At 43.6% G+C, this 21,826-nt stretch carries 20 protein-coding genes and 1 riboswitch; all 20 genes read left to right on the top strand.

Going from position 1 to position 21,826, the window contains the following annotated elements:
* Positions 1 to 313 precede the first annotated feature (313 nt).
* The 20 genes from ileS to cobA all read left to right on the top strand — a co-directional run bounded on the left by ileS (position 314) and on the right by cobA (position 21,813).
* Positions 314 to 3,079, top strand: a complete 2,766-nt coding sequence (gene ileS / locus FXF70_RS14200) for an isoleucine--tRNA ligase (RefSeq protein ID WP_148780457.1) — start codon at positions 314 to 316, stop codon at positions 3,077 to 3,079.
* Between the two features lie 160 nt (positions 3,080 to 3,239).
* The gene (locus tag FXF70_RS14195) at positions 3,240 to 3,614 is read left to right on the top strand and encodes a TraR/DksA family transcriptional regulator (protein WP_007499721.1); all 375 of its coding nucleotides are present in this window, start codon (positions 3,240 to 3,242) and stop codon (positions 3,612 to 3,614) included.
* Between the two features lie 94 nt (positions 3,615 to 3,708).
* Positions 3,709 to 4,176, top strand: coding sequence for a signal peptidase II (lspA, locus tag FXF70_RS14190; RefSeq protein ID WP_008344942.1), 468 nt, complete (start codon positions 3,709 to 3,711; stop codon positions 4,174 to 4,176).
* Complete coding sequence (locus FXF70_RS14185; RefSeq protein ID WP_007499719.1) at positions 4,173 to 5,087, top strand: RluA family pseudouridine synthase; 915 nt, start codon at positions 4,173 to 4,175, stop codon at positions 5,085 to 5,087. Before lspA ends, FXF70_RS14185 begins: the two co-directional genes overlap by 4 nt.
* Positions 5,088 to 5,257: 170 nt before the next feature.
* Positions 5,258 to 5,800, top strand: coding sequence for a bifunctional pyr operon transcriptional regulator/uracil phosphoribosyltransferase PyrR (gene pyrR, locus FXF70_RS14180; RefSeq protein ID WP_007499718.1), 543 nt, complete (start codon positions 5,258 to 5,260; stop codon positions 5,798 to 5,800).
* A 155-nt stretch (positions 5,801 to 5,955) separates the two neighbouring features.
* Positions 5,956 to 7,284, top strand: a complete 1,329-nt coding sequence (locus tag FXF70_RS14175; protein ID WP_017359351.1) for a solute carrier family 23 protein — start codon at positions 5,956 to 5,958, stop codon at positions 7,282 to 7,284.
* A gap of 130 nt (positions 7,285 to 7,414) precedes the next feature.
* Positions 7,415 to 8,338: an aspartate carbamoyltransferase catalytic subunit gene (locus FXF70_RS14170; RefSeq protein ID WP_017359350.1), complete on the top strand. Its 924-nt coding sequence runs from the start codon at positions 7,415 to 7,417 to the stop codon at positions 8,336 to 8,338.
* Positions 8,322 to 9,608, top strand: coding sequence for a dihydroorotase (locus FXF70_RS14165; protein WP_148780455.1), 1,287 nt, complete (start codon positions 8,322 to 8,324; stop codon positions 9,606 to 9,608). Before FXF70_RS14170 ends, FXF70_RS14165 begins: the two co-directional genes overlap by 17 nt.
* On the top strand, positions 9,605 to 10,699 hold the full coding sequence (locus FXF70_RS14160) for a carbamoyl phosphate synthase small subunit (RefSeq protein WP_019743288.1): 1,095 nt from the start codon (positions 9,605 to 9,607) through the stop codon (positions 10,697 to 10,699). Before FXF70_RS14165 ends, FXF70_RS14160 begins: the two co-directional genes overlap by 4 nt.
* Positions 10,684 to 13,899: a carbamoyl-phosphate synthase (glutamine-hydrolyzing) large subunit gene (gene carB, locus FXF70_RS14155; protein ID WP_035700695.1), complete on the top strand. Its 3,216-nt coding sequence runs from the start codon at positions 10,684 to 10,686 to the stop codon at positions 13,897 to 13,899. The genes FXF70_RS14160 and carB overlap by 16 nt, the downstream gene beginning before the upstream one ends.
* Positions 13,896 to 14,672, top strand: coding sequence for a dihydroorotate dehydrogenase electron transfer subunit (locus tag FXF70_RS14150; protein ID WP_007499709.1), 777 nt, complete (start codon positions 13,896 to 13,898; stop codon positions 14,670 to 14,672). The genes carB and FXF70_RS14150 overlap by 4 nt, the downstream gene beginning before the upstream one ends.
* Positions 14,666 to 15,598, top strand: a complete 933-nt coding sequence (locus FXF70_RS14145) for a dihydroorotate dehydrogenase (RefSeq protein ID WP_017359348.1) — start codon at positions 14,666 to 14,668, stop codon at positions 15,596 to 15,598. The genes FXF70_RS14150 and FXF70_RS14145 overlap by 7 nt, the downstream gene beginning before the upstream one ends.
* The gene (gene pyrF / locus FXF70_RS14140; protein ID WP_007499705.1) at positions 15,570 to 16,274 is read left to right on the top strand and encodes an orotidine-5'-phosphate decarboxylase; all 705 of its coding nucleotides are present in this window, start codon (positions 15,570 to 15,572) and stop codon (positions 16,272 to 16,274) included. The genes FXF70_RS14145 and pyrF overlap by 29 nt, the downstream gene beginning before the upstream one ends.
* Positions 16,275 to 16,281: 7 nt before the next feature.
* Positions 16,282 to 16,920 carry an orotate phosphoribosyltransferase gene (gene pyrE / locus FXF70_RS14135; protein ID WP_148780453.1) on the top strand — a complete coding sequence of 213 codons (639 nt, stop codon included), beginning with the start codon at positions 16,282 to 16,284 and terminating at the stop codon, positions 16,918 to 16,920.
* 159 nt (positions 16,921 to 17,079) lie between these two features.
* Positions 17,080 to 17,182, top strand: a riboswitch (SAM riboswitch).
* A gap of 74 nt (positions 17,183 to 17,256) precedes the next feature.
* Positions 17,257 to 17,403: a YezD family protein gene (locus FXF70_RS14130; RefSeq protein ID WP_008344920.1), complete on the top strand. Its 147-nt coding sequence runs from the start codon at positions 17,257 to 17,259 to the stop codon at positions 17,401 to 17,403.
* 45 nt (positions 17,404 to 17,448) lie between these two features.
* Entirely contained in the window at positions 17,449 to 18,150 is a 702-nt protein-coding gene (locus tag FXF70_RS14125; protein ID WP_008344917.1) for a phosphoadenylyl-sulfate reductase, read from the top strand.
* A gap of 13 nt (positions 18,151 to 18,163) precedes the next feature.
* Positions 18,164 to 19,228: a sulfate permease gene (locus FXF70_RS14120; protein ID WP_008344915.1), complete on the top strand. Its 1,065-nt coding sequence runs from the start codon at positions 18,164 to 18,166 to the stop codon at positions 19,226 to 19,228.
* A 57-nt stretch (positions 19,229 to 19,285) separates the two neighbouring features.
* Positions 19,286 to 20,422 carry a sulfate adenylyltransferase gene (sat, locus tag FXF70_RS14115; RefSeq protein WP_008344912.1) on the top strand — a complete coding sequence of 379 codons (1,137 nt, stop codon included), beginning with the start codon at positions 19,286 to 19,288 and terminating at the stop codon, positions 20,420 to 20,422.
* Between the two features lie 13 nt (positions 20,423 to 20,435).
* Positions 20,436 to 21,029: an adenylyl-sulfate kinase gene (cysC, locus tag FXF70_RS14110; RefSeq protein ID WP_008344911.1), complete on the top strand. Its 594-nt coding sequence runs from the start codon at positions 20,436 to 20,438 to the stop codon at positions 21,027 to 21,029.
* A gap of 28 nt (positions 21,030 to 21,057) precedes the next feature.
* Positions 21,058 to 21,813: a uroporphyrinogen-III C-methyltransferase gene (gene cobA, locus FXF70_RS14105; RefSeq protein ID WP_035700704.1), complete on the top strand. Its 756-nt coding sequence runs from the start codon at positions 21,058 to 21,060 to the stop codon at positions 21,811 to 21,813.
* The last annotated feature ends 13 nt before the right edge of the window (positions 21,814 to 21,826 follow it).

The following is a 21,826-nucleotide window of genomic DNA, read 5'->3' as shown; positions in this document are numbered from 1 at the left end:
ATCATAAATTAACAAGAGATAAACGTTTGAAAGGGACACTCGCAGCGGTCACATGCGTAATAAAGCGAATCAGGGACGGTGGAAGCCTGACATTACGAAACGCTGCAATGAGATCACCCCTTTAGTTCCTTTTCTGAAATGAATGAGTAAGAAAAGGCGTCTGATCACGTTACGATTTTAGAGTGGATAGGCGGTTATTTCATAGCGCTTGTCTAAAAGGGTGGTACCGCGAGACAAGCCTTCTCGTCCCTTATGGGATGAGAGGGCTTTTTTTATTGTTTTTTAATACGAATTTGCATGTGGAGGAATAGGTATGAACTACAAAGACACCTTATTAATGCCAAAAACAGAATTCCCGATGAGAGGAAACTTGCCGAACAAAGAGCCTGAAATCCAAGAGGAGTGGGCAGAAAAAGACATCTATCAAATGGTTTTAGAGCGGACAAAAGGACGCCCGACCTTTATTTTGCATGATGGACCTCCATATGCGAATGGTGACATTCATATGGGGCACGCACTCAATAAAATCCTCAAAGATTTTATTGTCCGTTTTAAATCAATGAATGGATTCCATGCACCGTATGTACCGGGCTGGGATACACATGGCTTACCGATTGAAACAGCCCTTACGAAAAATAAAAAAGTCAAACGCAAAGAAATGTCGACAGCAGAATTCCGTAAACTATGTGAGGAGTATGCTTGGAAACAAATCGAAGGTCAGCGCAATCAGTTTAAGCGTTTGGGCGTAAGAGCAGACTGGGACAATCCATATGTGACATTAAAGCCTGAATACGAAGCGCAGCAAATTCTTGTCTTTGGTGAAATGGCGAAAAGAGGCTATATTTACAAAGGTCTTAAGCCTGTTAACTGGTCTCCATCAAGTGAATCAGCACTTGCTGAAGCAGAAATTGAATACAAGGACAAACGTTCACCATCGATTTACGTATCATTTAAAGTGAAAGATGGCAAAGGCGTACTTGAAAACGGCGAGCAGTTCATCATCTGGACAACAACACCTTGGACACTTCCTGCAAACCTTGGCATTTGTGTACATCCAAACCTAGAGTACAGTGTGCTTCAAGTGGGTGCTGAGCGATATGTCATCGCATCTGAACTAGTTGAACAAGTGGCAAAAACACTTGGCTTTGAAGAGTACGAAGTTGTGAAAACGTTAAAAGGTAAAGAATTAGATAAGGTCGTTGCAGCACATCCAATTTACGATAGAGATTCTCTTGTGATGCTTGGCGATCACGTCACAACAGATGCAGGAACAGGCTGTGTTCACACAGCGCCAGGTCACGGGGAAGATGACTTTATCGTAAGTATGAAGTACGGTCTTGATGTGTTATGTCCAGTAGATGAAAAAGGTGTGATGACAGAAGAAGCACCTGGTTTTGAAGGACTATTCTACGAGGATGCCAATAAAGCCATCACAGAACAGCTTGAAGCAAAAGGCGCATTGAAAAAGCTCGACTTTATCACGCACTCCTATCCGCATGACTGGAGAACGAAAAAACCAACAATTTATCGTGCAACTGCTCAGTGGTTTGCTTCCATTAAAGATTTCAGAGAAGCACTATTAGATAATATTAAAGAAACGAAATGGGTTCCAGCTTGGGGCGAAACGCGCCTGTTCAATATGGTGCGTGACAGAGGTGACTGGTGCATTTCAAGACAGCGTGTATGGGGCGTTCCAATCCCGGTCTTCTATGCTGAAAATGGTGAGCCAATCATCACAGATGAAACGATTCAGCACGTTTCTCAATTATTTAGAGAACATGGCTCAAATATTTGGTTTGAAAAAGAAGCAAAAGAATTATTGCCTGAAGGCTTTACACATCCAGGCAGCCCGAGCGGTGAATTTACAAAAGAGCAAGATATCATGGATGTATGGTTTGATTCTGGTTCTTCTCACCAAGCGGTATTAGAAGAACGAGATGACCTGGTTCGTCCGGCAGACCTTTACCTTGAAGGTTCTGATCAATATCGCGGCTGGTTTAACTCATCTTTATCTACAGCAGTTGCTGTCACTGGAAAAGCGCCATATAAAGGTGTTCTCAGCCATGGCTTTACGCTTGATAAAGAAGGGCGCAAGATGAGTAAATCATTAGGCAATACGATCGATCCGACGAAAGTGGCGAAGCAGCTTGGTGCGGAGATTCTTAGACTTTGGGTATCTTCTGTCAACTATCAAGCCGATCATCCAGTGTCTGACGACATTTTAAAACAAGTCGCAGAAGTTTATCGTAAAATCCGTAACACGTTCCGCTTCTTGCATGGTAACCTGTTTGACTTTGATCCAGCAGTCAATGCAGTACCGGTCGAAGAGCTTCGCGAAGTGGATCAATATATCTTAATCAAATTAAACAAATTGATTGATAAAGTGAAAAAAGCTTATGATGATTACGAATTTGCGGTTGTCTATCATGCCATCCACAACTTCTGTACGATTGAGCTTAGCTCTTTCTATCTCGATTTTGCAAAAGATGTGGTATACATTGAGCATGCGGATCATCCAGACCGCCGCAGCATGCAAACGGTCTTCTACGAAACATTAATGGCGTTAGTGAAGCTGACAGCACCAATTCTTCCGCATACAGCAGATGAACTATGGAGCCACTTAAGCTTTGTTGAAGAGCCAAGTGTTCAGTTAACAGATATGCCAGAAGGTGTAGCTGTTCCTCAAGCAGAAGCGACAGAAGTGAAGTTTGACCGCTTTATGGAAGTACGTGACGATGTGCTAAAAGCGCTGGAAATTGCGCGTAATGAGAAAGTCATCGGACGTTCACTTGAAGCAAGTGTGACCCTTTATGCAACAGAGGAAGTAAAAAACCTTCTTGCATCCATTAAAGAAGATGTGAAGCAGCTCTTCATCATTTCTGAATTAACAGTAGAAGATGAGAAACATGCAGACGCATCAGCGCCTGAATATACATCAGGACGTATTGTTGTTCAAAAAGCAGAAGGCGAACTGTGCGAACGCTCCCGCATTATTTCAAAAGATGTTGGCGCAAATCCAAAATACCCAACATTGTCGCTCAAAAATGCTGAAATTGTGGAGAAATATTACCAGAATTAACAGCACAATATCACCAACTAGCGCCCCGCATATAGCGGGGCGTTTTTGATATAGAGAAAATGACAGCGTTTAGAACGAAAGGAAAAATCTTATGGCTTTAAAGTGAACAGGCGGGGCAACAATATGATTATCACGACAGGGCAGGAGTTGAAACAGCGACATGAATGGCGATCTAGAGACGATTTACATGGAACTCCTTCAAATGAGAGAAGAACTGCAATCGAAACTGTTTGAATATGCATCATTGCGTTCACCCGCTGAACATGTCACGTTCGATCAAGCAAAAACGACCACGCTTCTTTATCACATCAAAGAAGAACTGCAAGATGTTTCGCTCGCGATTGCAAAAATTGAACAAGGAACTTATGGCATATGTGAGGCGACAGGGCTTACAATGCCCATTGAACAAATGAGTATTCTTCCGACAGCTCGTACGACTGACGACTTTTTATATCATAAGCAATACGAGAAAAAAGCATTCACCCCTTATCCTCACGAATCAAACGATTCTCATTTCGAAGCCTTCCACATGTAGGGAGGTTTTTGTCTGTCAACTAAAGTTTCTTTACTCCTTCCTGTTTTCTTGATAAAATGCTTAAAGACCAAAGTATGAAGATGGAGGAACGTGTGTGTTCTATTACATAATCGCATTCGTGATAATTTGTTTAGATCAATTAACAAAATGGCTCATTGTCAAACATATGATGCTCGGTGATTCTATTCCTGTGATTGATGGCTTCTTTTACATCACATCCCACCGAAATTCAGGAGCCGCATGGGGGATTCTCCAAGGACAAATGTGGTTTTTCTATGTGATCACACTCGTTGTTATTGCAGGAATTGTTTATTATTTGCAAAAACATGGACAAAAGGACAAGCTACTTGGCGTAGCGCTTGCCTTAATGCTTGGCGGAGCGATTGGAAACTTTATTGACCGTATTTTCCGTCAAGAAGTGGTTGATTTTGCTCATTTCGTATTTGGGGATTATCATTATCCAATCTTTAATATCGCAGATTCCTCTCTATGTGTGGGGGTCATTCTGCTCTTTATTCAAATGCTGTTAGATGGAAAGAAAAATAAGGAGTCAACTACATGAATCAAGTAAACATTGCCGTTTCAGAAGAACAAACAAGTGAACGGCTTGATAAATTTTTAAGCACAACTGAACCAGAATGGTCAAGAACCCAAGTCCAGCAGTGGGTGAAAGATGGGCTCATCGAAGTAAATGGAAAACAAGTGAAGGCCAATTATAAAGTACAAGCTGGAGATCAAATCAAAGTAGAGATTCCAGATCCAGAAGCACTAGATGTAGAAGCGGAATCAATGGATCTTGATATTTATTATGAGGATGAAGATGTACTAGTGGTCAATAAACCAAGAGGAATGGTCGTTCATCCAGCACCAGGACATGTGACAGGTACTCTTGTCAATGGCCTCATGGCTCATTGCAATGATTTGTCAGGCATTAATGGTGTGATGAGACCAGGAATTGTCCACCGGATTGATAAAGATACGTCAGGGCTTTTAATGGTCGCAAAAAATGATATGGCGCATGAATCACTCGTCAATCAGCTGGTGGCGAAAACGGTCACTAGAAAATACACAGCCGTTGTTCATGGCATCATTCAGCATGATACTGGAACGATTGATGCACCAATAGGTCGAGACAAAAAAGATCGCCAAAGCATGACGGTCACAAAAGAAAATGCAAAGCAGGCAGTCACTCATTTTGATGTGATGGAGCGCTTTAAAGACTTTACCGTTGTAGAATGCCGCCTTGAAACGGGAAGAACCCACCAAATTCGTGTTCATATGAAATACATTGGCTATCCGCTTGCCGGAGATCCAAAATATGGCCCGAGAAAAACGGTTGATTTCAATGGACAACTGCTACATGCAGGCGTGTTAGGATTTGATCACCCTAGAACAGGAGAATATATGGAGTTTACAGCTCCAATTCCAGCTGATATGAGGGGCTTTATCGATTCATTAAGAAATAACGATTGACAGACCGTTCTTTTTTTGAAATAATAAACGAAGAAATTGAGATTCTTTAAAACAGTCCAGAGAGGCTGAGAAGGATAACGGATCAATTTGTGCACGAGTATGCACAAATGAGCGCCCCTCTCTGCCCTTTGCAGAAGGGGCTTTTTATTTGTCAAAAAGAGGTGTAAAAGATGGAACAAAAAGCAGTCATTCTTGATGAACAAGCGATAAGACGAGCGCTTACCCGTATTGCACATGAAATGATTGAGCGCAACAAAGGGATGAAGGATGTCATCCTGGCCGGGATCAAGACAAGAGGTATTCATCTTGCAAAGCGCCTTGCAGAGCGCATTGAGCAAATTGAAGGAAACCCCGTGACTGTGGGTGAACTGGATATTACGCTATACCGTGATGACCTGACAAAAAAGACAGAGAATCAAGACCCGCTTGTCAAGGGTGCAGACATTCCAGCTGACATTAATGACAAAACACTCATTGTCGTGGATGATGTTCTGTTCACAGGCAGAACGGTGAGAGCAGCTATGGATGCGCTTGTGGATGTAGGAAGACCATCTTCCATTCAGCTAGCTGTTCTAGTCGATCGGGGACACCGGGAGTTGCCGATTCGAGCGGATTATATCGGGAAAAACATCCCGACATCAAAAGCTGAGACAGTCATGGTTCAGCTCAATGAAGTAGATCAAAACGACCTTGTCGCTATATATGAAAAATAACCTTTTTAAATGCATTCCAGAGAGTTTGCAAAGAGGGCAATAACAGGGACACCGAGCACACGACTAAAGTGACGTGTACGGTTTTTCTAGGCCTCTTTGCGCATACTCGCAAAGAGGCTTTTTTAATGAAAAAGGACACATCTAGGAGGAAAATCATGAGTCAGCAAAAAGCCAATTTAGGCATTCGAGATATCCCAAAACCGTTCACATGGCTGTCACTCAGCCTGCAGCACTTGTTTGCCATGTTTGGTGCAACCATTCTTGTACCAAAGATCATTGATATGAGCCCAGCCGTAGCGCTCATCTCAAGCGGGGTTGGAACCATTGTGTACTTAATCATCACAAGAGGGCAGATTCCGGCGTATCTTGGATCGTCCTTTGCCTTTATCGCCCCTATCTTGAATGTAAAAGCCACCGGCGGCCCTGGAGCCGCAATGGTAGGTGCCTTTATGGCTGGTGTGGCATATGCACTCATCGCATTATTTATCAAATGGCTTGGCACAGGCTGGCTAATGAAGCTTCTGCCGCCTGTCGTTGTAGGACCCGTCATTATGGTCATCGGACTCGGACTCGCTGGAACAGCTGTTAACATGGCGATGTACGTGGATCCGAATGCAAAGGAGCTTGTTTACAGCCTGAAGCACTTAATGGTTGCAGGCTTCACACTCGCTGTCACCATTATTAGTATGATCTTCCTAAGAGGATTCCTTAGCTTGATTCCAGTCTTAATCGGCATTATCAGCGGCTACCTCTTTGCCTTAACACAAGGCATTGTGAACTTCCAGCCGGTCATTGCTGCAAAATGGTTTGCTGTACCAGACTTTGTTGTGCCATTTGTCGACTATACACCTGCTGTGACTTTAAGCATTCTCACAGTGATGGTGCCGGTTGCCTTTGTGACCATGTCTGAGCACATCGGCCATCAAGTCGTGTTAAGCAAAGTTGTTGGACAAGATTTTATTAAAAAGCCAGGTCTTCATCGCTCCATTTTAGGAGACAGTGCGGCGACAATCTTCGCTTCACTCATCGGCGGACCTCCAACAACGACTTATGGAGAGAACATTGGCGTCCTTGCGATCACAAGAGTGTTCAGTATCTTCGTCATCGGCGGAGCAGCGGTGTTTGCGATCTGCTTCGGCTTTGTTGGGAAAATTTCAGCATTAATCAGTACAGTACCATCCGCGGTTATGGGGGGCGTTTCGTTCCTGCTCTTTGGAATCATAGCCTCAAGCGGACTGCGAATCCTGATTGATCATAAAGTGAATTTTGAAGAAAAGCGCAATCTCATTATCGCATCAGTCATCTTAGTCATTGGAATTGGCGGGGCATTCATTGAGGTGAAACAAATCAATCTGACGCTGTCAGGAATGGCACTCGCTGCCATTACTGGCGTCCTGCTAAACCTGATTCTGCCGCATCAGAAGGCAGAAGATGATGAGTCAAATGAATCGAATACCGAAAACCTTTTAAAAGAAGTCCAGTGAGGCTGACAAGGGTTCTAAACGGAGCAGAACGTGCGAAAGCACCCCTGCTTCTTTTGGAGAACCCTAAGCTGCCGAGGCTTAGGGTTTTTTTGAACCTGAAAGTGATGAAAAACTAGAGGGGGCAGAAAAAATGAATGATTTATCGACAATGAGCAGCTTGTCAAAGGAAGAAATTTTACAGCTGATTGAAGAAGCATGTGCATTGAAAAAAGGGAAACAGGAACATGGTTTAGCAGGTGAATTTGTAGCGAACCTCTTCTTTGAACCAAGTACAAGAACGCGTTTTAGCTTTGAGGTGGCAGAGAAGAAACTTGGAATGAATGTGCTGAACCTAGACGCAGCAAGTACCTCTGTTCAAAAGGGAGAGACCCTTTACGATACAGTGAAAACACTTGAATCCATCGGAGTCAAGGCATGTGTCATCAGAGACAGTACAGACGAATATTACAAAGAGCTGATTGGGAAGGTCGGGATTCCAATCATTAATGCGGGAGATGGCTGCGGTCAGCACCCTACCCAATCATTGCTGGATTTGATGACGATCTTCGAAGAGTTTGGCGGTTTTGAAGGCTTAACCATCTCGATTCATGGTGATATCAAACATAGCAGGGTGGCAAGGTCCAATGCTGAAGTCCTCGCAAGACTAGGAGCGACAGTGCTCTTTTCAGGACCAGCATCCTTCCAAGATGAACAAAATCCTCATGGAATGTATGTCGAAGTGGACGAAGCCATGAAGCGGTCTGACGTGGTGATGCTGCTGAGAATTCAGCATGAAAGGCACTCAGAAAAGATGGGCAACGAGGGTTACTTATCGACTTATGGATTAACAGTAGACAGGGCAAGCAAAATGAAAGAAAGAGCGATTATTATGCATCCAGCACCAGTAAATAGAGGTGTTGAAATAGATGATTCATTAGTAGAGTCAAAACAGTCAAGGATTTTTAAACAAATGGAAAATGGTGTGTATATCCGAATGGCTGTGTTAAAAAGGGCTTTTCAAAATAGCAGACTACATCAAAAAGGGAGAGATTCTGTCTATGTCATATCTCATTAAAAACGGTTTTATCTTAACAAGCACAGGGGAAAGAGTGCAGCAGGATATTAGGGTAGAAGGAAAAGTGATTCAAGCAATGGGTCATTTAGAAAGAGAAGACGGAGAAGAAGTCATTGATGCAGCAGGGCTATTTGTATCACCAGGTTTGATTGATCTGCATGTGCATTTAAGAGAGCCAGGCGGCGAGAAAAAAGAAACCATTGAAACAGGTTCTAAGGCAGCAGCAAGAGGCGGGTATACGACCATTGCAGCGATGCCAAATACACGGCCAGTTCCAGATACAAAAGAACAAATGGAATGGCTGATGAATCGAATCAACGAGACCTCCTCTGTAAGAGTACTGCCATACGCTTCCATCACGACGAGACAAATTGGCGAAGAGATGACAGACTTTGCAGCGTTAAAAGAAGCGGGCGCATTTGCCTTTACGGATGACGGTGTTGGTATTCAAACCGCAGGCATGATGTACGAAGCAATGAAAAAGGCAGCAAGCCTTGATCAAGCCATAGTGGCGCACTGTGAAGATAACTCACTCATTTATGGAGGATGCGTTCATGAAGGAGACTTTTCAAAAGCAAATGGGTTAAACGGGATACCGTCAATTTGTGAATCGGTGCATATTGCAAGAGATGTCCTCTTAGCAGAAGCAGCGAATTGTCATTATCATGTATGCCATATCAGCACAAAGGAATCCGTCCGAGTGGTACGCGATGCAAAAAAAGCAGGCATTCGTGTGACAGCTGAGGTCTCGCCACATCACCTGCTCTTATGTGATGCAGACATTCCATGTCTTGACACAAACTATAAAATGAATCCGCCGCTCAGAGGAGCAGAAGATCGCGAGGCACTGATCGAGGGGCTTTTAGATGGCACGATTGATTTTATCGCCACAGACCATGCACCGCATACAGAAGAAGAAAAGAACGAAACGATGCAGAGGGCACCTTTTGGGATTGTTGGACTTGAAACAGCGTTCCCGCTTCTGTACACACGTTTTGTGAAAACAGGGGAATGGACATTAAAAGAACTTGTTGATTATATGACCATCAAACCAGCAGAAGCCTTTGCTCTTCCATACGGAAAGCTGGAAGAAGGTCAAATCGCTGATATCACACTGATTGATTTAAACAAAGAAATGGCAATTGACAAAAAAAGCTTCTTATCTAAAGGACAAAATACACCGTTTGACAAATTGACTGTATCAGGATGGCCGGTCATGACACTTGCATCTGGGGAAGTCGTTTATGAAGAGGGGAGACTAGTAAAATGAAGAGACGCTTAGTGCTAGAAAACGGAACAGTATTCGAAGGAACAGGCTTTGGCAGCTTAGAACCGTCAGTCGGAGAAGTCGTCTTTAACACAGGGATGACAGGCTATCAAGAGATTTTGTCTGACCCGTCGTACTGCGGACAAATTGTCACACTCACTTACCCGCTGATCGGCAACTATGGCATTAACCGTGATGATTTTGAATCGATCACACCGTTTGTGAAAGGGCTGATCGTGAAAGAGCTTTGTGAAAAGCCTTCAAACTGGCGCTCTTCATACTCACTTGATGAGTATTTAAAAATGAAAAATATCCCGGGTCTTAGCGGCATTGATACACGCAAGCTCACGCGCATGATTCGAAGTGCAGGTACATTAAGAGGAGCTTTTGCAGGACCGGATGAACAAGTAGAAGACGTTGTAAGCCGCCTTCAAACGATGCAGCTACCAACAGATCAAGTAAGCCAAGTATCTGTGAAAAATGCGTATCCAAGCCCAGGAAGAGGAAAAAGAATTGTGCTTGTCGATTTCGGCATGAAGCATGGCATTTTGCGCGAACTCAATAAGCGAGATTGTGATGTCATTGTGGTGCCATACAATATCACGGCAGATGAAGTATTACAGTTAAAACCAGACGGCATCATGCTTTCAAACGGACCTGGAGACCCAGTCGATGTGCCAGAAGCGGTTGAAATGATTCAGCAGCTGATTGGAAAGGTACCACTCTTTGGTATCTGCCTGGGACACCAGTTATTCGCGCTTGCGTGCGGCGCAAGTACAGAAAAAATGAAATTTGGGCATAGAGGATCCAATCATCCAGTCAAAGAACTAGCAACTGGCAAGGTAACCTTGACGTCTCAAAACCATGGCTACACGGTTAGCGCCATTAATGAAGACGTGCTTGAAGTCACACATATTGCGCTAAATGACAATACCATTGAAGGATTAAAACATAAAGAAGCACCAGCATTCACTGTCCAGTATCACCCAGAAGCATCACCGGGTCCAGAAGATGCGAACTACTTATTCGACGAGTTCATGGACATGATTCATACAACTGAGAAAGAAGGGGAAGAAGTATGCCAAAACGCGTAGATATCAAAAAGATTTTAGTGATCGGTTCAGGTCCAATCATCATCGGTCAGGCAGCGGAGTTTGACTATGCAGGCACACAGGCTTGTTTAGCGCTAAAAGAAGAGGGCTATGAAGTCGTTCTTGTGAACTCTAACCCTGCGACGATCATGACAGATACGGAAATGGCCGACAAGGTATACATCGAACCACTGACACCAGAATTTTTAACACGAATCATTCGAAAAGAACGTCCTGATGCGATTCTGCCAACACTTGGCGGACAAACTGGATTGAACCTTGCTGTTGAATTATCAGATCTTGGTGTACTCGCTGAATGCGGTGTTGAAGTACTAGGCACAAAGCTGTCAGCTATTCAAAAAGCAGAGGACAGAGATTTATTCCGTAATCTAATGAATGAATTAAATGAACCTGTACCAGAAAGTGAAATCATCCATAACCTTGAAGAAGCGATGGCATTCACAGATCAAATCGGTTTCCCGGTCATTGTTAGACCAGCCTATACACTAGGCGGAACAGGCGGCGGAATTTGTACAAATGAGCAAGAATTAAAAGAAATCGTCGAGAATGGACTGAAGTTAAGTCCGGTGACACAATGTTTGCTTGAAAAAAGTATCGCAGGTTTTAAAGAAATTGAATATGAGGTTATGCGTGACAGCGGAGATCATGCCATTGTGGTTTGTAACATGGAAAACTTTGATCCTGTCGGCATCCACACAGGTGACAGTATCGTTGTGGCACCAAGTCAAACGCTAAGTGATCGTGAATATCAGCTGCTTCGTAATGTGTCACTCAAGCTGATCCGTGCACTTGGCATTGAAGGCGGATGTAACGTACAGCTGGCGATTGATCCAGACAGCTTCCAATACTATATTATCGAAGTAAACCCGCGCGTGAGCCGTTCTTCTGCTCTTGCGTCTAAAGCAACTGGATATCCAATTGCAAAACTTGCAGCGAAAATCGCAGTTGGCCTAACACTTGATGAAATGATGAACCCAGTCACAGGTAAAACATATGCAGCGTTCGAGCCAGCACTCGACTATATTGTTTCAAAAATCCCGCGCTGGCCGTTTGATAAGTTTGAATCTGCCAACAGACGACTTGGAACACAAATGAAAGCAACGGGTGAAGTCATGGCGATCGGCCGCACATTAGAAGAGTCTCTTTTAAAGGCTGTTCGTTCACTTGAAGCGGATGTGCATCACATTGAATTAAAAGACGAAGCGGACATTACAAACGAAGTGCTTGAAAAGCGGATTATCAAAGCAGGAGATGAGCGTCTGTTTTATATCGCTGAGGCACTAAGAAGAGGCTATACCGTCGAACAGATTCATGAATTCTCGAAAATTGATTACTTCTTCCTTCATAAACTGGAAGGCATCATCGCTTTTGAAAAGACACTAAAAGAAAACAAAGGCAATGTAGACGTTTTAAAAGAAGCGAAAGAAAAAGGTTTCTCAGATATTTATATTAGCCGCGAATGGAATATGAATGAGGCAGATGTCTACAACCTAAGAACAGAAGCAGGCATCGTTCCTGTGTATAAGATGGTGGACACATGTGCGGCAGAATTTGAATCAGAAACACCGTACTTCTACAGCACATATGAAGATGAAAATGAATCCGAACGAACAGATAAGAAAAGTGTCATCGTGCTAGGCTCAGGTCCAATCAGAATCGGACAAGGGGTTGAATTCGATTATGCGACCGTTCATTCAGTGTGGGCAATCAAACAAGCAGGCTATGAAGCCATTATTATTAACAACAACCCTGAAACCGTCTCAACAGACTTTAGTATTTCAGATAAGCTCTACTTTGAACCACTCACTGTAGAAGATGTGATGCACATCATCGACCTTGAACAACCAGAAGGTGTCGTCGTTCAGTTTGGCGGACAAACAGCGATTAACTTAGCAGATGAATTATCAAATAGAGGGGTTCAGATACTTGGAACATCGCTTGAAGACCTTGACCGTGCGGAAAACCGTGACAAGTTTGAACAAACATTAGAAACTCTCGGCGTGCCGCAGCCAAAAGGTAAGACAGCAACGTCTGTGCCAGAGGCAGTAGCGATTGCGAATCAAATCGGTTACCCCGTGCTTGTCCGTCCTTCCTATGTATTAGGCGGCCGTGCAATGGAAATTGTGTATCAAGAAGCTGAGCTCCTTCACTACATGGAGAATGCGGTGAAAGTCAATCCGCAGCACCCAGTGCTCATTGACAAGTATTTGACAGGAAAAGAAATTGAAGTAGATGCTGTGTCTGACGGAGAAACGGTTGTCATACCAGGCATTATGGAACACATTGAAAGAGCCGGAGTTCACTCTGGAGACTCGATTGCGGTCTACCCGCCGCAAACTTTGTCTGAGGACATCAAAGCGAAAATCGCAGAATACACGATTAAACTCGCAAAAGGCCTTAACATCATTGGACTTTTGAACATTCAATTTGTGCTATCAAAAGGTGAAGTGTATGTACTTGAAGTGAATCCGCGTTCAAGCCGGACTGTCCCATTCTTAAGTAAAATTACAGGCATTCCAATGGCGAACTTGGCTACAAAGGTTATTTTAGGAGAAAAACTGAAAAACTATGGCTACCAAGAAGGGCTTCATGTTGAGCAAGAAGGCGTATATGTGAAAGTTCCAGTCTTCTCTTTTGCAAAACTAAGAAGAGTAGATATTACACTAGGGCCTGAAATGAAATCAACAGGTGAAGTCATGGGGAAAGATGTCACAATCGAAAAAGCCCTCTACAAAGGATTGATTGCATCAGGCATTCAAATTCCAAAAGACGGAACGGTTCTCCTGACAGTGGCTGATAAAGATAAAGAAGAAGGACTTGAGATTGCAAGAAGATTCCATTCCATCGGCTATCATATTTTAGCAACAGAAGGAACAGCGAATTACTTAAAACAAGCTTCCATTCCATCAAGTGTTGTCGGCAAAATAGGAGAAGAAGGAAAGAATCTGCTGGATGTCATTCGAAATGGTGAAGCCCAATTTGTCATCAACACCTTAACAAAAGGAAAACAGCCGGCAAGAGACGGCTTTAGAATTAGACGTGAATCTGTTGAAAATGGTGTCGCTTGCTTAACGTCACTAGATACAGCAGAAGCGATTTTAAGAGTGCTAGAGAGCATGACATTTAGAGCAGATGAAATGCCAGAAGTGAAAACGAATGCTGAGGTGACAGTAACGATATGAAAAAAGCATACTTGACGGTCGTCTCAAACCGAGAGATCGCTGATCATATTTACGAAATGACATTAAAGGGTGATCTTGTTGAATCCTTTCAAACAGCTGGACAGTTTCTTCATATAAAGGTCAGTGAATCCATGACACCGCTGCTGAGAAGACCGATCAGTATTGCCAACATTCATGCCGAAAAGCAAGAAGCAACCATCATTTACCGCGCAGAGGGAGAGGGCACAAAGCTCCTTTCCCAAAAGCGGGCGGGAGAGTCAGTCGATGTGTTAGGACCGCTTGGAAACGGCTATGACCCTTCAGTCGTTCAGGCCGGACAGACTGCATTATTAGTCGGTGGAGGAATCGGTGTGCCTCCGTTATATGAACTGTCTAAGCGGTTAACGAAAAAAGGCGTCATCGTAAAACATGTTCTCGGTTTTCAATCGAAAAAGGATGTATTTTATGAGGAGAAGTTTCAAGCACTCGGAGATACGTTTATCGCAACCGTTGATGGGACATATGGTTCGAAAGGTTTCGTGACAAATGTCATTGAAGAGAATGAGCTGGACTTTGATGTCTTGCTTTCCTGTGGACCGACACCTATGTTAAAAGCACTAAAAGACTCTTATCCCGATAAGCCTGTCTATATTTCAATGGAAGAACGAATGGGCTGCGGAATCGGTGCATGCTTTGCTTGTGTCTGTCATACCGATCAGCACGAGAAACCGTACGTTAAAGTTTGTCTGGATGGACCTGTTTTTAAAGCGGAGGAGGTGGCGCTATCATGCTAAACATCGAATTACCCGGCTTATCTTTAAAAAATCCAATCATTCCTGCATCAGGCTGTTTTGGATTTGGAAAAGAATTCGCATCATTATATGACCTTTCCTTGCTGGGCGGCATCATGATTAAAGCCACGACCCTTGAACCGAGATTTGGCAACCCGACACCTAGGGTAGCTGAGACAGGAGCCGGTATGCTGAATGCGATTGGTCTCCAAAATCCAGGTCTAAAAGGCGTGCTTGAACATGAATTACCTTGGCTTGAGCAGTTCGATACCCCTATTATTGCCAATGTTGCTGGATCACAAGTTGATGATTATGTTGAAGTAGCAAAGCAAATTAGTCAAGCAAGCAATGTTCATGCCCTTGAACTGAATATCTCGTGTCCGAATGTGAAAACAGGCGGAATTGCCTTTGGGACCGATCCAGAAATGGCGGCTACATTGACAAAAGCCGTTAAGGAAGTTTCCTCCGTTCCTGTTTATGTGAAACTGTCACCTAATGTAGCCAATATCGTTGAGATTGCTAAAGCGATTGAATCGGCTGGAGCGGATGGACTCACCATGATCAATACCTTGATTGGGATGCGTTTAGATTTAAAAACAGGCAAACCCATTCTTGCCAATAAAACAGGTGGATTATCAGGTCCTGCTGTAAAACCTGTTGCCATCCGAATGGTGCATGAGGTCAGTCAGGCCGTTTCTATTCCGATTATTGGGATGGGCGGCGTGCAAAGCGCTGAAGATGTACTTGAATTTTTACTAGCTGGCGCAAGTGCGGTAGCTGTTGGGACAGCCAATTTTGTGAACCCATTTATTTGCCCGGAAATCATTGATGAACTGCCGAATGTGTTAGCGGCTTATGGGTATTCATCTGTAGAGGAATGCATCGGAAGGAGCTGGAAACATGAAGCACTTGCCCATCATCGCGCTTGATTTTCCATCAGGACAGGAGGCGCACGCCTTTATAGATCGTTTTGAAGGCACTCCATTATTCGTAAAGGTCGGCATGGAGCTGTTTTACCAAGAAGGTCCTGCCATTATTGACGCACTGAAAGAAAAAAATTGCCGTATTTTCCTTGATCTGAAGCTTCATGACATTCCAACAACTGTGCAAAAAGCGATGAACAGGCTTGCTGCACTTGGTGTTGATTTGGTGAATGTGCATGCAGCCGGCGGGAAAAGGATGATGCAGGCGGCTTTAGAGGGGCTTGAAAGCGGAACCCCTGCCGGCCAAAATCGCCCGGGTATTATTGCAGTGACCCAGCTGACAAGCACGTCAGAAGATATGATGAAAAAAGAATTACTAATTAACCGCCCATTGCAAGAGGCTGTGCTTCATTATGGACAATTGGCATATGAAAGTGGACTTGATGGTGTGGTGTGCTCTGTTCATGAATCAAAACAGCTTCATGAACAAATCTCTCCTTCCTTTCTCACTGTGACGCCAGGAATTCGCTTACCAAATGATCAAACGGATGACCAAAAGCGTGTGGCGACACCTGCCTTTGCCAAAGAGCAGGGTGTTTCACAGATTGTTGTGGGAAGATCGATCACAAAAGCCACAAACCCAGTGGAAGCTTATCAACAAATTTTAAAAGAGTGGGAGTGACTGCCGGATGAAAACGAAAATCGCGAAGCATTTATTACAAATCAAAGCTGTCTCTTTAAAACCAGACGAACCATTTACATGGGCGAGCGGTATCAAATCACCGATTTACTGTGACAATCGCCTCACCTTGTCTTATCCTGAGGTCAGAGGGGACATTGCGGAAGGTTTAAAAGACTTGATTCTCACTCATTTTGAAGGAGCGGAAGTTGTCGCAGGTACAGCTACAGCTGGCATTCCTCATGCGGCATTAGCAGCTGATCGTCTGAACGTACCGATGTGTTATGTAAGAAGTAAACCAAAAGCACACGGAAAAGGAAATCAAATTGAAGGAGCCGTATCACCTGGCCAAAAGGTGGTTGTCGTAGAAGACCTCATCTCAACTGGAGGCAGCGTTCTTGAAGTTGTGGCTGCTCTACAAGAAGAAGGCTGTGACGTACTCGGAGTTGTTGCGATCTTCACTTATGGACTGCCAAAAGCAGCTGCGGCTTTTCAAGAGAAAAACATTCCCTATGTCACGCTGACAGACTATGACACACTGACAGAAGTGGCACTTGAGCTAAAAGCAATTGAGCCCTCTGCTATGAATAAACTAAAACGCTGGAGACAGGATCCTTCGTCTGAATCTTGGATGGAAGAAACGGTCTAAAAAGCTTGTCCTTTTTTAAAAAAGCTGTGCTGCGCTGCACAGTTTTTTTATTTGGTTAAAAATAGTAAAATAGACTCAAATTTAAATGAAAACTAATCCTATCAATAAAGTCGGGTTGACTTTTGTTTGAATTGTGTTAATATTTAATACAAATTAAAACTCTTATCCAGAGAGGTGGAGGGACTGGCCCGATGAAGCCCGGCAACCTGCGATTTGCAAGGTGCTACTTCCTGCAAAATGATTCTATTTTGAAAGATAAGGAAATCGTGAGCTTCCTCATCTTTCTTTCGGACTGAAAGAAAGTTTTTTTATTTTAACGGTGAGGAGGAAGAGGAGATGGAACTGAAACAAAACCAGGATGAGGACTTAGTGAAGCATATGCAAGAGCTGATTGGGGATATGAAATTCGGTTCAATTACGTTGATCGTTCAGGACGGTCAAGTGATTCAAGTGGAAAAAAATGAAAAAATCAGATTAAAGTAGTGCGGAGAATGGCAATAGAAGCAGTACTCCGGAAGGGGAGAAACAATGTTAACTTATGAAAATTGGCAAGAGCCGTCCATTACATTTCAAGAGGACGATTTGTATAAAGGGGCCCTATCTGTGCTGAAATGGGCGTACGGCCACTATGGTGATCAGCTCGTTTATGCATGCAGTTTTGGCATTGAGGGCATTGTCCTGATCGATCTTATTGCGAAAGTAAAAAAAGATGCAAGAATTGTCTTTTTAGATACAGGTCTGCATTTCAAGGAAACATACGACACCATTGATGCAGTGAAGGAAAGATATCCTGGTTTAGACATCGTGCTGAAAACACCTGAGCTGACGGTGGAAGAGCAGAATGAGCAGCATGGTGATAAATTATGGGAAACGAATCCTCAAAGCTGCTGCCATATGAGAAAGGTCATTCCATTGCAAGAGGCACTATCTGGCTATCCGGCATGGCTGTCTGGTTTAAGGAGAGAGCAGTCGCCTAAACGAGCAGGTACGAACTTCTTAAATAAGGATGAAAAATTCCAATCAGTCAAAGTATGTCCGCTCATCCACTGGACGTGGAAGGACATATGGAGATATGCGTCTAGAGAGGATCTTACTTATAATCCGCTGCATGACCAAGGATATCCAAGCATCGGGTGTGCACCTTGTACACAGCCGGCATTTACTGCTGATGATTTGCGTTCTGGAAGATGGTCAGGGACAGCAAAGACTGAGTGCGGATTACATGAGTAAGGGAGCATAATGTATGGAAATCGCCGCAATTTTATTTAGCTTATTCTTTGCTTTAAATATTGGCGCAAGCGGAGCAGCTGCTTCGATGGGCATCGCATATGGTTCAGGTGCGATCAAAAAGCCAATATACGCGCTCAGCGTTTGTGCGGTTGGAATATTAGCAGGTTCAGTGATTGGCGGCGGTGAGGTCGTCAAAACGATCAGCTCCGGGATTATGCCGGAATCTGTCATCACACTTGAAATTGTGTGTATCATCATTGGCTCGGCCGCATTATCACTTTTCATAGCGAATCTCTTGGCCATTCCTTTATCCACAAGTGAGGTCACAGTAGGAGCTGTGGTCGGTGTGGCAGCCGCATATAAAGTGCTGTATGTGAAATCGATCTTAGTCATTGTCTCTTTTTGGGTGATTATTCCGATTGTTGCCTTTGTTTTTACCTTTGCTGTTGTCAAAATCATCAGATTGTTCCCTAAACGGACATTATCCAAAAAAGGTACATTGATCTTATCTGTTGTTTTGATTATCAGTGGGTTTTTAGAAGCATTTTCAGCCGGCATGAACAATGTCGCCAATGCGGTCGGCCCGCTTGTCGCGTCAGGTGTTTTATCAGTCGGGCAAGGAACCCTTTACGGCGGAATCTTTGTGGCCATTGGGGCGCTGCTTCTAGGAAGAAGGGTACTAGAAACAAACGGAAAGAAAATTACACGCTATCAAACGGGTGAAGGCATTCTATTATCGAGCACCGGTGCAGGACTTGTCATCGTCAGCTCTATATTCGGACTCCCTGTTCCTCTTACTCAAATTACCTCATCGTCCATTATTGGGCTAGGTATGGCAAAGGGTGGACCGAACATTTTTCATAAACATGTTGTGAAAAAAATGCTGAAGGTATGGGTTGTGTCACCTTTCTTATCACTTAGTCTATCTTATTTGCTGGTAAGCCTTTTCTTAAAAGGAGACTATTACTCTATCTTTATCATGATGAGTGTACTGCTTGCTTCACTAGGTGCACTGAGTCTTATGAAGGCAGTTAAAAATGAGAGCAGCTCGATTCATGAACAGGGCGGCGGGATTTAAATATAAATCCGACTATTAACATCTAATAAATATGAACATTGAGAGGAAGATGAACAAATGAGTTTAACACCACATGGTGGCGTATTAATTAATCGAGTAAATGAAGAATTTGATCTAAGCACAGCTGCGAAAGAAATTGAGCTGGATGCCATCTCTTTTGCAGACCTTGAACTCATCGCAATTGGCGGGTATAGTCCAATTGAAGGGTTTTTAACGAAAGCTGATTATGAAGCAGTTGTCAGCAGTATGCGACTAGCAAGTGGTGTCGTTTGGTCTCTTCCGATTACTTTGCCTGTCACAAAGGAAAAAGCAGCGGAGATCAATCAAGGTGACATTGTTCGTCTATCGTATAATGGAACAGTATACGGGGTCATTGAGGTGGAAGATCAATACACACCTGATAAGGAAAAAGAAGCAGTGAATGTGTATAAAACAGATGACCGCAATCACCCAGGCGTGAAAAAATTATTTGAACGCGGTGACACGTATATTGGTGGTAAAATTACACTGACAAAACGCAGTGAAAAACCTTTCCCGCAATTTACGTATGAGCCAGAAGAAACAAGAAAACATTTTAAAGAAAACGGCTGGAAAACCATTGTCGGTTTCCAAACGAGAAACCCAGTCCATCGTGCGCATGAATACATTCAAAAGACAGCACTGGAAACAGTGGATGGTCTATTTCTAAATCCACTTGTTGGTGAAACAAAATCTGATGATATTCCAGCAGATGTAAGAATGAAAAGCTATCAAGTGTTACTGAACGGTTATTACCCGAAAGACCGCGTCTTTTTAGGTGTTTTTCCTGCTGCCATGCGTTATGCTGGACCAAAGGAAGCGATTTTTCATGCGCTTGTGCGTAAAAATTATGGCTGTACACATTTTATTGTCGGCAGAGATCATGCAGGTGTTGGTGATTATTACGGCACATACGAAGCGCAGGAGCTATTTGAACAATTTACAAGCGAAGAAATTGGGATCACACCATTAAAATTTGAACACAGCTTTTACTGCAATACATGTGAAGCCATGGCTACACCAAAAACATGCCCACATGATAAAAGCGAACATGTCATTCTCTCAGGTACAAAGGTAAGAACGATGCTGAGAAATGGTGAATTACCACCGAGCACGTTCAGCCGAAAAGAAGTCATTGAAACATTAATCGAAGGATTAAAAACGACGGTATCTTAAAGGAGGATATGACATGAGCAACGAACATATCGTGTGGCATGATTCATCTATTACTAAAAAAGAATATCAACAGAAAAACAACCATACAAGCGGGATCATTTGGCTGACAGGACTAAGCGGTTCAGGTAAATCGACGATCGCCAACGCAGCGGCTCGAGAGCTGTTTGAACAGGGGTACCAAGTGACAGTCCTTGATGGCGATAACGTACGCCATGGACTCAATAAAGACTTAGGCTTTTCAGATGACGACAGAAAAGAGAACATTCGGCGCATCGGTGAAGTGGCGAAATTATTTGTTGAGCAAGGAACGATTGTTATTACTGCTTTTATTTCACCATTTCAAGAAGACCGCCAAATCGTAAGACAGTTAGTCGAAGACGGAGAATTTCACGAAGTGTTTGTGAAATGTGATCTGAACGTGTGTGAAGAGCGTGATCCAAAGGGATTATATAAAAAAGCAAGAAACGGCGAAATTCCATTTTTCACGGGAATCGATTCACCATACGAAGAGCCAGCTGCGCCTGAGCTCGTCCTAGATACAGGTGAATTATCACGCGAGGAGTCAAAACAGCGCCTTGTTGATTATGTAAAGGATAAAACGAAATAATCGCCTGATGGCAGGGGGAGAAAGCAAGATGGGGAAAGTATACATTGTTGGTGCCGGACCGGGTGACCCAGACTTAATTACGCTAAAGGCCCATAAGGCAATACAGCAGGCAGATGTCATTTTATATGATCGTCTTGTCAATCAAGAGATTCTTGCCCATGCCAAACCGGAGGCGGAGTTGATCTATTGCGGCAAACTGCCGAATCATCATACGATGAGACAGGAAGCGATTAACGAAGCGCTTGTTGCTCATGCGAAGGAAGGGAACATAGTCGTTCGTCTAAAAGGCGGTGATCCCTTTGTATTTGGCCGTGGCGGTGAAGAAATCGAATGCTTAGCTGAGCATGGTATTCCATATGAAGTTGTCCCAGGGATTACTTCTGGCATTGCAGCCGCTGCTTATGCAGGCATTCCAGTCACGCACCGAGAATTCAGCTCAAATGTTGCGTTTGTGACAGGGCATTATCAAAAGGATGAACATTTTGAAGAAAAGTGGGAAGCGCTGGCGACGGGGATAGATACCCTTGTCATTTACATGGGCGTCAAAAACGTGGAAAGAGTCCAGCGGCTGCTTTTGAAAAATGGGCGGAACCCTGAAACCCCAGCTGCGTTTATTCACTGGGGAACGACCACGAGGCAAAAGACGACTTGCTGCACGGTGGCGACACTATCTGAAACGGTTGAAAAAGAAGGGATCGAGCACCCAAGTTTAATCGTGGTAGGAGATGTCGTTCACTTTCATCAAAAGTTGAACTGGTTTGAACCAGCACTGATTGAGAAATGAAAACAAAGATGAA

The organism is Bacillus sp. Y3 (assembly GCF_008123875.1).
Taxonomy (GTDB): Bacteria; Bacillota; Bacilli; order Bacillales; family Bacillaceae; genus Bacillus; species Bacillus altitudinis.
The sequence above is the reverse complement of the archived record's forward strand: the minus strand, read 5'-3'. Positions and strand labels throughout refer to the sequence as shown.